The 15,653-nt window shown below is 34.2% G+C and carries 9 protein-coding genes; 5 read left to right on the forward strand and 4 right to left on the reverse strand.

Translation table 11 applies throughout. The features are described 5' to 3' along the window. Nucleotides 1-175 precede the first annotated feature (175 nt). The 3 genes from BUE22_RS22295 (at nucleotide 176) to BUE22_RS22305 (ending at nucleotide 6,969) form a co-directional block, all read left to right on the forward strand. A complete protein-coding gene (locus BUE22_RS22295; RefSeq protein ID WP_084540312.1) occupies nucleotides 176-3,145 on the forward strand; it encodes a SusC/RagA family TonB-linked outer membrane protein in 2,970 nt (989 codons plus the stop codon). A 16-nt stretch (nucleotides 3,146-3,161) separates the two neighbouring features. Further along, nucleotides 3,162-4,904, forward strand: a complete 1,743-nt coding sequence (locus tag BUE22_RS22300; protein ID WP_073398179.1) for a RagB/SusD family nutrient uptake outer membrane protein — start codon at nucleotides 3,162-3,164, stop codon at nucleotides 4,902-4,904. 271 nt (nucleotides 4,905-5,175) lie between these two features. Beyond that, on the forward strand, nucleotides 5,176-6,969 hold the full coding sequence (locus tag BUE22_RS22305) for an alkaline phosphatase (RefSeq protein WP_084540313.1): 1,794 nt from the start codon (nucleotides 5,176-5,178) through the stop codon (nucleotides 6,967-6,969). 198 nt (nucleotides 6,970-7,167) lie between these two features. Here the strand turns inward: BUE22_RS22305 and BUE22_RS22310 are convergent, their stop codons facing one another. The 4 genes from BUE22_RS22310 to BUE22_RS22325 are packed head-to-tail and all read right to left on the reverse strand — an operon-like array spanning nucleotide 7,168 to nucleotide 13,338. Beyond that, on the reverse strand, nucleotides 7,168-10,218 hold the full coding sequence (locus tag BUE22_RS22310; protein WP_073398270.1) for an efflux RND transporter permease subunit: 3,051 nt from the start codon (nucleotides 10,216-10,218) through the stop codon (nucleotides 7,168-7,170). 7 nt (nucleotides 10,219-10,225) lie between these two features. Further along, nucleotides 10,226-11,311, reverse strand: coding sequence for an efflux RND transporter periplasmic adaptor subunit (locus BUE22_RS22315; protein ID WP_084540314.1), 1,086 nt, complete (start codon nucleotides 11,309-11,311; stop codon nucleotides 10,226-10,228). Nucleotides 11,312-11,328: 17 nt separating this feature from the next. Further along, nucleotides 11,329-12,663, reverse strand: coding sequence for a TolC family protein (locus BUE22_RS22320; RefSeq protein WP_073398272.1), 1,335 nt, complete (start codon nucleotides 12,661-12,663; stop codon nucleotides 11,329-11,331). 57 nt (nucleotides 12,664-12,720) lie between these two features. Continuing rightward, complete coding sequence (locus tag BUE22_RS22325; protein WP_073398180.1) at nucleotides 12,721-13,338, reverse strand: TetR/AcrR family transcriptional regulator; 618 nt, start codon at nucleotides 13,336-13,338, stop codon at nucleotides 12,721-12,723. 372 nt (nucleotides 13,339-13,710) lie between these two features. Here BUE22_RS22325 and BUE22_RS22330 point away from each other — a divergent pair, with 372 nt between their 5' ends. After that, nucleotides 13,711-14,274, forward strand: a complete 564-nt coding sequence (locus tag BUE22_RS22330) for an RNA polymerase sigma factor (RefSeq protein WP_073398181.1) — start codon at nucleotides 13,711-13,713, stop codon at nucleotides 14,272-14,274. Between the two features lie 133 nt (nucleotides 14,275-14,407). After that, nucleotides 14,408-15,544: a FecR family protein gene (locus tag BUE22_RS22335; RefSeq protein ID WP_084540315.1), complete on the forward strand. Its 1,137-nt coding sequence runs from the start codon at nucleotides 14,408-14,410 to the stop codon at nucleotides 15,542-15,544. The last annotated feature ends 109 nt before the right edge of the window (nucleotides 15,545-15,653 follow it).

A 15,653-nucleotide genomic window follows, 5' to 3' on the forward strand; every position in this document is an offset into this window, starting at 1 on the left:
TTTTTTGTTAGGACTGCATTTACAGAAAGTTAGCCCAATGTTAATGAACAAAAATTACCCTTTTTTGCCGTTAAATCTATCCTAAATTGCATTAAAAGTCCACTTTTGAAATACAAAAGTCCTCCTATTGCCGGGATCCATAAAATACTTTTGGCGAAACTAAAAAAGTATTTAAATGAAAAAAGTTTACGCATTGTTAATTCTTGCCTTAGGATGTATGTCATACTCCCATGCGCAGGTATCAGTATCAGGAATCGTAGTTTCTGATCTTGAAAAAGTACCCGTACCGGGAGTCTCTGTTTATATTAAAGGAGAACCAAAAGGCGCTGTTACGACAGATTTTGACGGAAATTTTAAAATTAAAGCACAACAAAATGATGGTGTTTTAGTTTTTTCTTATGTAGGATTTAAAACAAAAGAAGTTTCTTATTCTGGCAGCCAAAAATTGACTGTTGGTCTTACTGAAGAAGTTAGTACTTTAAATGAAGTAGTAGTTGTAGGTTACGGTTCTCAAAAAAGATCTGATGTAACCGGTGCTATCGCTTCTGTAAAAAGTGAAAATTTTAACAAAGGAGTGGTGGCCAATGCCGGACAATTGATTCAGGGAAAAGTTTCCGGGGTTAACGTTGTTGGGGCAAGTGGTGAGCCGGGCGCTTCACAAGATATCATTATTCGTGGAGTTGGAAGTTTACGCTCCGGAACAACACCGCTTTATGTAGTAGACGGTTTTGCTTTGGATAACACAAACAATGGAGTTGCTTCAAATCCTTTAAACTTTATCAATCCGCAGGATATTGAAAGTATCGAGGTACTTAAAGATGCATCTGCTTCGGCTATTTACGGTTCAAGAGCTGCAAATGGAGTAATTGTAATTACAACTAAAAAAGGAGCGAAAGGACAAACTAAAATAAACCTTTCTGTGAGTACCGGATTTTCAACATTGGCTAATAAAGTTGATGTTTTTAGTGCCGATGAATTTAGAAAACAAGTTGTTGCTGTAAACGGAAATTTACAAGACGGCGGAGCAAATACAGACTGGCAGGATGAATTAACCAGAACGGGAGTTTCTCAAAACGTTAATTTCTCAATGAGCGGAGGAACAGATAAATCAACTTATGCAGCCTCTGTAGGAGTAGACAATCAGGAAGGTGTTTTACAAAATAGTGATTTAAAACGCTATTCGGGACGTTTAAATTTAAACCAAAAAGCATTTGATGACAAGTTTAATGTTGCTTTTAACATGACAGCAACAAAACTTGAAAATTCAAGACCAGATGCCAGAAGTGTAGTGGGCAGCATGTTGACAATGAACCCAACTGATGCAATTTCTGTGAATGGAGAACCAAATGTTAACTTAAGTAATGATGCTGTAAATCCTTTAATCAGTCAGAGAATTTATTCTGATGAAACAAACAACAATCGTATTTTGGCTAATATCGCGCCATCTTATGAGTTTATAAAAGGATTAACCTATAAATTTAATCTTGGTGTTGATTATTCTATGTCTGAAAGAGACATACAAGTTTTGCCATATACTTCGGCAACTAATACAACCGAAAGTACTTTGAACAATATTACAACTACTAATAATAATATCTTATACGAAAATACACTGACGTATAATTTTAGTAAAGATGTTCATAGTTTTACAGTTTTGGCGGGTCAGTCTTACCAGAAAATACAAGTAAACCAAAAGAATTACGACTTTAAGGGATTCCCTGATAATGGTGTTGAACCAAAAAATCAAATAGAAGCAGCTACTGAGCTTAGAACCAAGTCTTCATCTGCGGTAGAAAATGAGCTTCAGTCTTTCTTTGGAAGATTAAATTATGGCTATGACAACAAATATTTGCTTACCGCAACGATGCGTGCCGACGGTTCTTCTAAATTTGGTAAAAATAACAGATATGGATATTTTCCATCTGTTGCCTTAGGCTGGAACATTACGAATGAAGATTTTTTAAAAGAATCTGAAATTCTTAACAATCTTAAGTTAAGAGCAAGCTGGGGTCAGACAGGTTCTCAGGAGATTCCTTCTAAAATTACAAAAGCAAGTTACACAGAAAGCAACAGCGGATATGATACTTATCCATTAGACCCATCTGCTACAGATTTAGCCGGATATCCTTATGGTTCAATCTACACACGTTTAGCCAATCCTAATATTCAATGGGAGGTTTCAACACAAACCAATATTGGTTTAGATTTTAGTTTATTAAATAACAGATTATCAGGTACTGTTGATTATTTCAACAAAGTTTCAGAGAATATTTTATTAGAAGTAGCGCCGGTAGATCCAATTCAGCCTACATCAAAATATTGGACAAACATTCCTAATATGGAAATCAAAAATAGCGGTATTGAGGTTGCTTTGGATTACAGCAGCGACAAAAGCAAAGATTTCTCATATAGCATTGGTGGAAATATCTCTTTTACAAACAACAAAGTAGAAAATTCACCTTATCAAATTTTAACTACAGGAGGAGCGCAGGGAGGCGGACAATCTGGAGCAACGATAAACGGTGTGTTAAACGGACAGCCAATTGGTTCTTTTTATATGCTTGAATTTACCGGAATTGGCGCTGATGGTTTAAACCAATTTAAAGATACAAATAACGATGGTAAGATTCTGGACAATGACCGTATCGTTGCAGGAAGTGCTTTACCGGATTATATTTATGCGTTTTATTTGAATTTGAAATATAAGAATTTTGATTTTGGAGCTAATTTTAACGGAGCTCAGGGAAATAAAATCTACAACCACGTTGCAATGTCTTCATTCAACAGAGGAAGTTTGGCAAATTCTTTTAATACTACAGACAGAGCTTCTCAATATTTAAACGAAGCATCTACGAATTCAAATACAGTTTCTACAAGATATTTAGAAGATGGAAGTTTCTTAAGATTAAATAATGCAACTCTGGGTTACAATTTAAGCCCAAAAACAATCGGACTTGATAATATAATGGACAACATTCGTCTTTCGGTTACAGGACAAAACTTATTTGTAATCACAAAATACAGTGGTTATGATCCTGAAATTAATACTGGAACTTCAGTAGGCGAAATTCAGTCTTTTGGAATTGATTATTTCAGTTACCCAAGAAGCAGAACTATTGTATTTGGCTTAAACGCAGCATTTTAATCAAAAATAACAAAACATGAAAAATAAAATAATAATAGCAGGACTTGCATTCAGTTTATTCTTTAACTGGAGTTGTACTGACTTAGAAGAAAATGTCCTTGACGAATCCTTAAATGGGGAAGGACAAGCAGAGGCAATTAGTGGTGCAATTGCTCCCGCTTACGGTCAATTAAAATCGACATGGTATCATACAAACAATTTTGGTTTGCAGTTAATTGCAAGTGATGAAGGTATTTTACCTTACAGAGGAGGAACTGACTGGTATGATGGAGGTAAATATTTAGCCGTACACGCGCATACTACAACACCTACAAATGACCTGATTACAAGTACATGGAATGCTCTTACCAAAAATATTTCGAGAACATTATCTGCTATTGAAGTATTAACTCCTCTTGCAGAAGGTGGAAACACAGAAGCACAAGGAGCGCTTTACGAAATGAAAGCCCTGAGAGCTTATTTAAACATGCAGACATTGGACAGCTGGGGACTTGTATTTAAAAAAGAATCATCGGCCAGTACCTCAGAAATATTGAGAGGACAAGACGCCGTTTCTTATATAGAAAGTGAATTATTGTCTGTTGCCGATGTTATTAATACTACAAGAGGACCGGGCAGAATGACGCAGTCTGCAGTTTGGGGACTTCTTTCAAGATTGTACTTAAATGCTGCTGTTTACCGTGATCCTTACGGAACGCCTGCATTTGCAGCAGCAGATATGGATAAGGTGATTAAATATACTGATAACATTATAAACTCAGGTAAATTCAGTTTATCTCCAGAGTATTTTGACTTATTTGATGATGCTAATAATTCTAACCCTGAATTAATTTTTGCAATAGATCAGCGTGGAGTTTTGGCAGATGAGCATAACCGTTGGGCATACTGGTCAATACCGGGATCAATGTTCGCCAGACCGGAATCTATTAACGTAGACGGAACAGATGGTCCGGCTATTACATCAGATTTTTATCAAACATGGGTTGATGCTTATGGTGCTGTAGATCCTGCAGATGCTGATTCAAGATTTTATAAAAATAATGCAAAAGTGCCAGACAACTTAAAAGATCTTACCGGACTTTCGCCATTAAATGATGAAAATCATTACTACTGTGTAAAAGCTGAGGACTTTGAAATTGACAGAGGAATTATGAGAGGTATTCCGTGGGCAGCCAGAAAAGATGCCAATGGAGCTTTTTATAAGTGTGATGGCGGATACAGAATTTATCCAGTTAAGCAAATTAAAGGAAACGGACCTGACAAAAACGTAGGTTATGTGAACCTTACCCTTAAAGTTGATTTTACTAACGAAGGCAGTACGCACGCTGCCGGATACAGAGTGTCTAAATATCAATTTAGCCATACTTCTCCTGATGGAAATACATACAGCAGCGTAGACATGGTACTGCTTAGATATGCAGAAATTTATATGATGCGTGCCGAAGCTAAATTAAGAAAAGGACAAATTGGTGAAGCATTGGCTGATATGAATATCGTGAGAACTTCAAGAACGGCACGTGCCCCAATTCCTGCTGCACTTACGGCTATTAATTTAGATATTTTGTACAGAGAATATGGCTTTGAATTTTATTGGGAAGGTTTAAGAAGAACTACTCAAATTCGTTTTAACCATTTTGAAGATAAATGGACTGAAAAATCAGATGTAGATGTAAACCACAGATTGTTCCCAATTCCTCAGGTAGCAATTGACGGAGCTTCTAACACACCTGGATATTTAGTACAAAATAAAGGATATTAAAATTTGTTTAATTGTTTTGAATTGAAGACTGTTCATTTTTGCCATTGCTATATAATGAGCAGTCTTCTTGTGTTTATTTTTTTTAAAAACAAGGGTGTTTAGAATTTTTAAAGCACCCTGTTTTTTTACGTTTTTCTTCTTTCAGAAAACCTACAATCTGATAGAAAAAATATCAATTTATTCTGATGTCAGAATAAGCGAATGATTTACGCTAATACCCTTTTTGCCCCAATACCCAATTGCTTTTTTTCAATTCATTAATTCATTTCAAATGAAAAAATCATTTTTATTCATTAGCTTGTTCCTACTATTATTTGGAGCAGGAAATTCAATATATTCTCAAGATTTAGTAAAAGTACATTCACACAACGATTACAATCATACTATACCTTTTTGGGATGCATATTCAAACGGAGCAGCGTCTATAGAAGCTGATATTTTTTTGAAAGACAATGATTTATATGTTGCTCACGATCAGCAAAATATTACCGCTTCGAGAACATTAGAATCTTTGTATTTAAAACCTCTGGAAACTGCTTTGAAAATGCAGTACAAAAAAGAGCAGCAATTATTTTTGTTAATAGACATTAAAACGGATGCTGAACCAACACTTAACAAACTCGTTTCTGTTTTAAATAAATATAAAACGATCACAGAAGATCAGAATATTAAAATCATCGTTTCGGGAAACAGACCAAATTCAGATTCTTATACAAAATATCCTAGTTTTATTTACTTTGATTTTCAGGAATTAGGGAAATCAATTTCAAAAGAAAATTGGGAAAAAGTCGCAATGGTTAGTGTAGATTTTAAAAAATATTCTGTTTGGAATGGATTGGGAAAATTAACAAAAGAAGATTACGATCGTGTAAGTTCAGTTATTTCTAAAGCAAAAACAACCAATAAACCATTCCGTTTTTGGGGTGCTCCGGATACAAAAAGCGCCTGGAAAGCATTTTCAGAATTAGGAGTAGATATTATCAATACAGACACACCTTACAATTGTGTTCAATATCTTGGATTTTTACCAAAGCGATTCATAACAGCCACAAATTCTTCAACAGTTTATAAGCCTAGTTACAAAACAGATCAAAAAAATAGTCCTGTTAAAAATGTAATTCTTTTAATTGGAGACGGAAATGGTTTATCTCAAATATCTTCGGCTGTTTTGGCTAATAACGGCGCATTGTCATTAACACAATTAAAAAGCGTTGGTTTTATAAAAACACAATCTGCCGACGATTTTACAACAGATTCTGCCGCTGCAGGAACGGCATTGGCAACAGGTCAAAAAACAAATAACAGAGCCATTGGAACAGATAGTTTGCAAAAACCAATCACTAACATTTTGGAAATTTTACAAAAAAGAAAATTTTCTACAGGTGTGATAACAACAGATGAAATTACTGGAGCAACACCCGCTGCTTTTTATGCTCATACAATAGAAAGATCTAATACACAGGTAATTGCTAAATATTTATTAAAAAGTAAATTGAATTTATTTGTTGGAGGAGGTGCTTCTACTTTTAAGAATATTGCATTAGATTCTAAATTTAAAGTATTGCCATCAGTAAAAGACATGCAGACAGTAACTGCCGATACTATTGGTGTTTTTATTTCCCAAGGCAGAGTGCCGTCTGTTTTAGAAGGAAGAGGAGAAGTATTGGCAGATGCGACAAAATACAGCCTTGAATTTTTAAATAAAAAAAACAAACCCTTTTTTCTAATGATCGAAGGCGCACAAATTGACAGTTTTGGACACGTTAACAATGTTGCCGGAATAGTAGCTGAAACAATAGATTTTGATACAGCCATAACTCAGGCTCTTATTTTTGCCGATAAAAATGAAGGAACATTAGTTGTCATTACAGCAGATCATGAAACTTCCGGATTTGGTATTCCACAGGGAAACATCAAAAAGCACAAAATAGAAGGTGATTTTATAACAAACGATCATACTGCCACGATGGTGCCTATATTTTCTTATGGACCACATTCGCAGGATTTTCAGGGAGTATATGAAAATAATGAAGTGTTCACTAAAATACTTTCGCTCTTAAAGTAATTAATTTAGGAATTAAAAAGGACAATTGTTATTATTGAGGACAACGAAGAAGGCAGCAAATTGTTTGCAGATTTTTAGGCTATTATACAAAAACAAAAAAAGGCTGTCTGACAGCCTTTTTGTTTTTGAAACGTAATTTGTGGTAGATTATAAAAAATGTTTTTTATTTCCATTTTATCAAATCTTATTGAATCCTAATTATTCAATATCAAGATTAGGAGGTATTAATTTATACATTACCGGTGTTACAATTCTGGAAAGAATAGTGGAACTTATCAAACCTCCAATTAATACGATCGCCAATGGTGCAATCAATGGATTTGAGTTTAATGCCAAAGGAATAAGTCCGCAGATTGCCGTAATTGATGTTAATACAACAGGCAGAAAACGGGTTTCGCCGGCAATAGCAATTGCTTCATCAATAGAATGTCCTTCTTGTCGCAACTGATTGGTAAAATCGACCAGCAAAAGAGAGTTTTTAACCTGTATACCAGAAAGGCCGATAAAACCAATAATCGCCACCAATGACATTGGGCTTCCGTCGATTAGCAAAAATACTACGCCACCCAAAATCCCTAACGGAATGATAGACAATACAATGATAATTCCTTTAAAGGTTTTAAACTGAAGCAATAAAACCGCTATGAATAGAAAAGTACTCAAAATAATGACCGAAAGAAAATTACCTCCCAGCGAATCGCCTTCGGATTCTTTTTCACCTGCAAGCTTGTAATAATATCCTTTTGGCATTTTTAATTTATCCAATTTAGGAACAATGTCTACCAACAAATCATTTGCATAAAAACCATGTTTAGAAACTGCGGTAACTTTTGAGAATCTGGATTTATTAAAATGATTGATTGCTGTTGGCGAAGTTTCAAAAGAGATTGTCGCAATTTGATTCAATGCAATTGGAGTTCCCTGAATATTATTGACATACAAGTTTTTTAAGGCGTCAAGATTGGCAAACTTATCTCTAGGCAGCGTGAGTGTTACATTTCTGGCATCGCCACGATCGTCAATATAATCTCCAACAGTTAATCCGGCAACAGCAAGGCGAATAACTTTATCAACTTCACTAGTTAAAATACCAAGTGTTCTTGCTTTTTCTTTGTTGATTTTTACCTTAACGTCGGTTTTATACGTATTCAGTTCGTTGTTAACGTAAATCGTTCCTTCCTGATTTCTTAAAATATTTTCTACTTCAGAAGACAGTTTTCGAAGCACTTTCTGGTCTTCGCCAAATAAACGTACCACGATATTAGCTTCCAGCGGCGGACCTTGTTCAAAATCTTTTACTTCGATTTTGGCGAACGGCATTGTTTTAAATTTCTCTCTTAAATTTTCAATCAATTCCGTTTTGGCAGAAGGTTTTGCTTCATCTTCCAACTGAACAAAAATCTGTGCAAAATCAGGTTTTCGATCCTGTGGATGAATGTTGTAATAAATTTGAGGATTTCCTTTACCAACATTTGAGGTGTAAAAAGCGATTTCTTTATGGTTTTTTAATTCTGCTTCTATCATTTTGGTAACCCTGTCGCTTTCTGAAATATTCGATTGAAGCGGTGTTTTTATATTGATTAAAAACATTGGCTTTTCAGAAGTGGGGAACAATTTAAATCCCGTAAGACTGAATAATCCAAAGGCTGTAAAACTCAATAATAATGAAATCGCAATGGTTGTTTTAGGATATTGTAGCGCTTTTGGCATAATATCACGATACGATCTCGTTAGAAATTTTTGCAGGTATTGAAGAAAAATATTACCACCGGCGTGATCGTGTGTTTTTAAAAATCGGCTGCCAAGAAAAGGTACCAATGTTAAGGCAACAACCATAGACGCTAAAACACTCGTAATAACCGCCATTGGAAGGCTTTTAATAAATTCGCCCGCAACATCGGGCAGAAAAGCCAAAGGTAAAAACGCAATAATCAGCGTTGCGGTGCATCCTACAACGGCAATTCCTATTTGTTTTGTGCCTTTCAAAACCGCGTCCATTTTTGAGTGGCCTTCACGAAGCCAGCGTTCAATATTTTCGACAACAACAATACTGTCATCCACCAGTAAACCCAGCGCAACAACCAAACCTACGATACTTAATTGGTTTAAAGAAAAACCCAACGCATTCATGGCAATTAATCCTAAAGCCAAGGATAGCGGAATCGAAATCATCACAATTATAGAAGCTCTTGATCCTAACGGTAAAAGCGTGATAATAACGAGAAAAATGGCAAGTCCGAAATCAAAACCCAAATGCCCTAAACGCTGCGAAACCATATTCGCCTGATCAAAGTTGTTAATCAATTTAATGTTTTGCGGCAATTCTTTGGTAAATTCTTCTACAATTGGGTCATATTGTTTTTTTACATCGGTTATGTTTACATTGTCTTTCATTCCGGCCGTAACCAAAACACAGCGATGTCCGTTAATGCGGGTAATATGATCTACGGTTTGAGATTTGTAGCTTACTTCGGCAACATCTTTCATGTAGATTATTTTTCCGTTTGCGTTGTAAATAACGGTATTGGCAACGTCTTCTTCATTTTTAAATTTTCCGCTTGTTTTTACATTAAAAACCTTGGTATCAAGATCAATGCTTCCTCCGGGAATATCGGCGGCTTCACTTTGTAAGCTTCCCATAACCACATTCAACGGAATTTTTAATTGTGCTAATTTATCCAATTGAAGATCAATTCGGATTTCCTGCTCCGGTACGCCGGAATATTTTACGTCTTTTAAATTGGTAATTTTTTCCAGTCTTGATTTTAATTCATCCGCTTCATTGCGCAATTTTTTATCCGAAGCATTTTCAGAAACCAAAGCCACCTGAAGAATTTTTACATCAGAAGAAGCAATTTTTTCTGTTTTAATCTGATAAATATCTTTTGGAAGTTCACTGTTTTTGAGCGCGTTCATTTCAGTAGAAATTTCCTGATATTTGTTGTCAACATCAACTCCGTATTTAAATTTTACCTGAAAAGCGGCAACGCCATCTTCGACAGTAGTTAAGATTTTATCGATATTTTCAAGTCCGTAAATTTTATTTTCAATAGGTTTTACGACTTGTTCCTCCATATCTTTCGGACTCGTTCCGGGATAAATAACCGTAATAAGATATTGGGGCGGATGCGTGGATGGATCTTCAGATCTTGGCATCGAAAATAGCGTGATATACCCCACAACCGACACTAGAAGAAATATAATCAGCGTAAACTGATAATTTTTAACGGCAAAGTTTGTTATCTTCATCTTATGATTATTTAATGATTTTGATCGTTGATTGTTCATTTAAATAAGCACTGTTCGAGATCACAATCTGATCTGTTTTTTGCAGGCCGTCTTTGATGTACACTGTATTATTTTCAAATTTAAAAATAGAAACAGGCTGTCTTTTTACCTTGTTGTTTGCTACAATAAATACAAAAGCTTTATTTCCATCGGCTTCAATAAGAGCATCATACGGAATTGTAATTACATCTTTTGTACTATCAGTATGTATTTCGGCTTTGCCAAACATACCCACGGCCGGTTTACTGTTTTTCATGTCCAGTTTTAATTCGGCCTGAAAAGAACCAAGTGCAGCATCTGCTGCCTGCGATTTTCTAAAAACAGTCGCATTAAACTGATTATCAGGATAACCATCAAGGGTTACAATGGCTTTTTGCCCCAACTTTACGGCTGCCCATTCTTTGTCTGTCAAACCAATTTTTAATAAATAATTATTGTTTTTAGTCGTTTCGTTTATGGCTAAAATTGGAGAACCGGGCGCCACAACTTCGCCTTCATTGGCTAATTTTTGCGATACAAAACCATTGGCAGTAGCATATATTTTGGCATAACGCGCATTAAAAGCCACGGCATCTTTTTGTTTTTTGGCAATGTCCAGACCAGTTTTTGTATTTTGAAGCTGTTCTAAAGTATACACGCTGTCTTTGTACAAATTGTATGCACGGTTATAATCGCGTTCGTATTTTTTTACATTCAGATCTGTCTGGTTTAAACCTGCGCTGATTTCGGTAGCATCCAAAGTAGCCAGAAGTTGTCCTTTTTTGAAGAAATGACCTTCTTCTACGTAAATCTTATTTATTACGCCGCCAATTTTAAAAGCATAATTAGCAGAATTTTCTGTGGTCACTAAACCAGAAGCATTTATATTGCTCGTTAAGGAAAGAGATTCGACAGTCGCTGTTTTGATGGCAACAGTTTCGCTGTTTTCAAATTGATTTGTCTCTTTTTTTTCTTCATGACACGCATAAAAAACAGGAAATACAAAAAGACATATTGCTAATGCTTTTTTGTGTATAAAATTATTATTTAGGTATTCGTAAATTTTTGATTTCATAATTTTTGTTTTTGGGATTATTTAAAAGTAAAAGTGGCATTGGCTCTTTCTAATTCGGCAAAAGCAATCCAGGAATTATAAAGTGAAATATTCGTATTGAGTTGGGCATTAACCCATTGATTTTGTGCATCAAGGAGTTCGATATAAATCGCCTGACCTTCTTTGTATAATTTGGTGATATCTTCGTTGTATTTCTTGGCCGATTCTTTTTGATTTTTATCTGCATTGAATTGTTCCAGAGCCGACTTGAGATTGTTTTGAGATACCTGAAACTGAAGCAGTAATTGCTGTCTCACATTATCGGTTTGGGAACTTATTTTTTTACTGTCTTCTTCAACCTGTTTTAGTTTGTATTTGTTTTTGTTGCCAGAAAAAATGTTCCATTCTAAACCAACGCCTGCAAAATAATATCTGGATTGTTTGTTGACTTCAAAATCAAAATCCTGAAAACCAAAATCAGCAAAACCGCTTAATTTTGGATACCAATACGATTCTGTAAGCTTGCTGACATTACTGTTAATTTCGCTAACCTGAGTTAATTTTGAAAGCTCTTCGCGGTTTGATGTATTTTCATTTACCAAAATAGTAGGTGTAGATTCGTTGTTTGCATCAATTTCAATTTCACTATCCAATTTTTGATTGATTAAAAAATTAAAATAAGTTTTGGCGTTGCTGTTTACTTGTTTTGCTGTTTCGAGGTTTGCTTCGATGCGAATTACCTCATTATCACTTCGCAAAACTGCCGTACGGTTTATTTTATCATTTTTAAATAAAGACTGATTCACTCTTTGGTTTTCCTTAACCAATTTTAAAGCATCCTTATAAATGTTAATCCCTTCAATAGATTGCAGATATTTATAGTAGGCAATTTTGATTTCCTTGACCAATTCTCTCTGGTAAATTTCAAGTTCTATTTTTTGTAAAGAAGTTTGCTGGCTTTTAATCCTCTTGTTGTAAATAATTTCAAAATTCAATAAAGGCATTGTCGTATGAATTTTAGCATCATAAAAATTATCCGGATTGATGAGCACAGATTGATTTTGTAAAGAAGGAAATGCGTTCGAATTTGTAATCTGATTTAAGGTATTGTAAACCGGATTCAGCATATCGCCAATTGGTATGTCGATTGTTCTTCCCCCATCTGCCTTGGTATAATTGGCATTTAAGGAAACAGTGGGGTAGAACAGGGCATGAGCTTCTTTAAGCGCATACATGCTTTTGTTTATGTCAAAATTATGCTGTTTGATGACTTCATTACTTTTTAATCCAATCTGGATATAATTGTCGAGTTTGCTTTGGGAATATCCTAGAAATCCAAAACAAAAAAGCGTTAGGGTTATTACTTTTTTCATTTTATTGTACATTGTTTATTAGTTGAACGTTGTTCATTTTTTTGATCAAAAAAAAATTTAAAGCTTTTCTATTATTTTTAAATATTCATTATATCCGTCAAACAAGATTGTATCCGGATTAGAGAATTTTACACCTTTTGTTCTTTGGCGTATTTCAAGAGAACACATACCATGCACCATGCTCCAGATCATAAAGGACAAAGGCTCTAAAGAATTGCCTTTAAAATGGCCTTTATTCATACATTCTTCTACGGTTTTTTTTAATGCGCCAAATGTGCCAACACCTTCATTCCAGGCTTCTTTTTCAGAGGTTTCAATAAACTCCATGGGCGCTTTAACGATAAACATCAAATCATACATTTCTGTATTTTCGAGGGCAAATTTAATGTAGGTAAACCCCATTTTTTTAAGGCGTTCCATAGGATCTTTTATCGAAAATAATTCTTTAAAATAGCCTCCTAGTTCCTCAAAACCAATAGAGTGTAAGTCGTGCAGAATGGCATTTTTATCTTTAAAATAAACATACACAGTTCCTACGCTGTAATCTATTTCATCAGCAATATTGCGAATAGTAGTCTGCTCAATACCGCGTTCTAAAAAGAGTTTTTTGGCTCCTTTTAGAATAAGTAGTTTTAAGGCTTCTTTTTCACGTGCTTTTCTTTCGGCAGTACTCATTTGTATAATTTATTCTGCAAATATAAAATTATTTTTTGAACAGTGTTCATTTTTTGAAATTAATTTGTTTTCTTTATATTTTAAACAGAGAAACAGGAACTTAAAAAGAGAAATTTACGTACATATAGTATTAAGTTTAAAAATCGCCTAAGATTAATAGTATTAAAGCAATGTAAGTGTTGAGTAAGAGAAGTACTAATATTGTTTTTTTATAATAATTAAAATCTGCTTTTTTTATTATTTATCAATTATTGTTCTAATTTGGCAATCAATTTTGATGTTATTCAAAGAAATTGGAATGATATTTCAGGATAAATTAAATTTATATAGATTTGTTTTTTGCACAAACATATTATTTTTTTTAATCTCACTTTGGAAATAAATATAGTTTTAGAAGAGCTTCGCAATCAGAATAAATCCGTTTATAATAATGTTTTTAATCATTTTTATAGAGGGATGGTTTTGTATGCAAATAACTTTTTATACGACAAAGATGCCAGTGAAGATATTGTACAGGAAGTTTTTATTTCACTATGGGAAAACTCCGGCGACATTGAGATTAAATCTTCGTTAAAAGCCTATTTGTATGCCATGGTTCGCAATAAATGCCTGAACTATCTAAAATCAATAAAAATTACAGACGATATTAATTTAATTGACCTGAACTCGATATTAGTCTGGGAAGAAGATTTTGAAATGATTTCTGAAGAAGAAAAAAGAATCCTATATACTCAAATTTTAAAAATTATCGAAACTTTTCCCGAAAGTATGCAGGAAATTTTTAAACTAAAATTTGTCGAAAATTACAAATACATCGAAATAGCAGAAAAGCTCGATATATCTGTCAATACGGTAAAGACGCAGCTTAAGCGTGCCAAACAGAAAATCAATCAGGCTATACCATTGCTGCTTAGTTTGTTTTCTCCCTTGTTGTAAGTTAAATTTTGCTTTTTAGGTTAATTTTACTTTTTTTTCACTTTTTATTAATTTTTTGTCACCCATTTTCATCTTTCGGTTGTCTTGCTAATATATTACATTAAGTAATTGTTAATTTAAAGAGATTCTGAAAATGGAATTTAAAATCATCATAGCGAAAATAAACGATACTCTTTCCCCAGAAGAAGAATCAATTTTTGATACATGGTACAAAGAGTCAGCTTCGCACAGGGAATATTTTGAAAAGGTTAAGGAAAATTACCAAATTGAAATTACCGAAGCCGAACTTGATCTTAATAAAGCATGGCAGGCAGTTGATAAAAGAATTTCTCCTAAGAAAAGTAGAAAATCATATTATAAATATGCCATCGCCGCATCTGTGGCTTTATTATTAGGAATTGGATATTTTACAGTAACCAAAACAAACGTAATTGATTCCGGAAAAGAAACAATTGAAACCGAAGAGATAATTCAAAATTCTAATGATATTGTACTTACTTTATCTGACGGTTCAAAAGTAATTTTGAATGATCAGAAAAATGGAGTTGTCGCCAGCCAGCAAAGCGTCGTGATTACCAAAGATAAAGACGGAAGCATTCGATATGATGAAAACAACGATCAGCATACCGGAAAACCTACCTACAATACGCTAATTACTCCTAACGGAAAAACTTTTCAGATTGCATTGCCAGACGGAACCAATGTCTGGATGAATGCTGGATCTTCACTAAAATATCCTACTTATTTTGATGGAAACGAAAGATCGGTTGTTTTAACCGGCGAGGCTTATTTTGAAGTTTCGCATAATGAAAAAATGCCGTTTAAGGTTTTCTCAAACGGACAGCAGGTTGAAGTTTTAGGAACTCATTTTAATATTAGGGCTTATGAAAATGAACCGGTTTTAAAAACTACTTTATTAGAAGGAAAAATTAAAATTACTGAAGGAGAAAATTCTTCTTTGGTAAAACCGGGACAGCAGGTTAAAGTGTCTCTTACAAATCATTCGATGAAAATTGCAGAGGTCAATATAGAACTCGCCATCGCCTGGAAAAACAGACTCTTCTATTTTGAAAATGCAAAATATGATGAAATCATGCGGGAAATAGAAAGATGGTATGATGTGAAAGTAATTTATAAAGGTAAAATTCCGGATGAAAGATTTCAGGGAGCCATTCAAAAAGACTTAAAATTAAATCAGGTATTAAAAATGCTTGAAAGCAAAGATGTTCACTTTAAAGTTTCAGGAAAGGAGGTGCTTGTGACACAGTAATATAGTGCCGCAAGAACTTTACGCAAAAAAAATACCCATAGCGTTGGAGCGCTGTGGGTATGTATAGCGTAGTTCTAAATAAAATTAACCGATCCTATTTAATAACTAA

This window comes from Flavobacterium pectinovorum (assembly GCF_900142715.1).
In the GTDB taxonomy this organism is placed as follows: Bacteria; Bacteroidota; Bacteroidia; order Flavobacteriales; family Flavobacteriaceae; genus Flavobacterium; species Flavobacterium pectinovorum.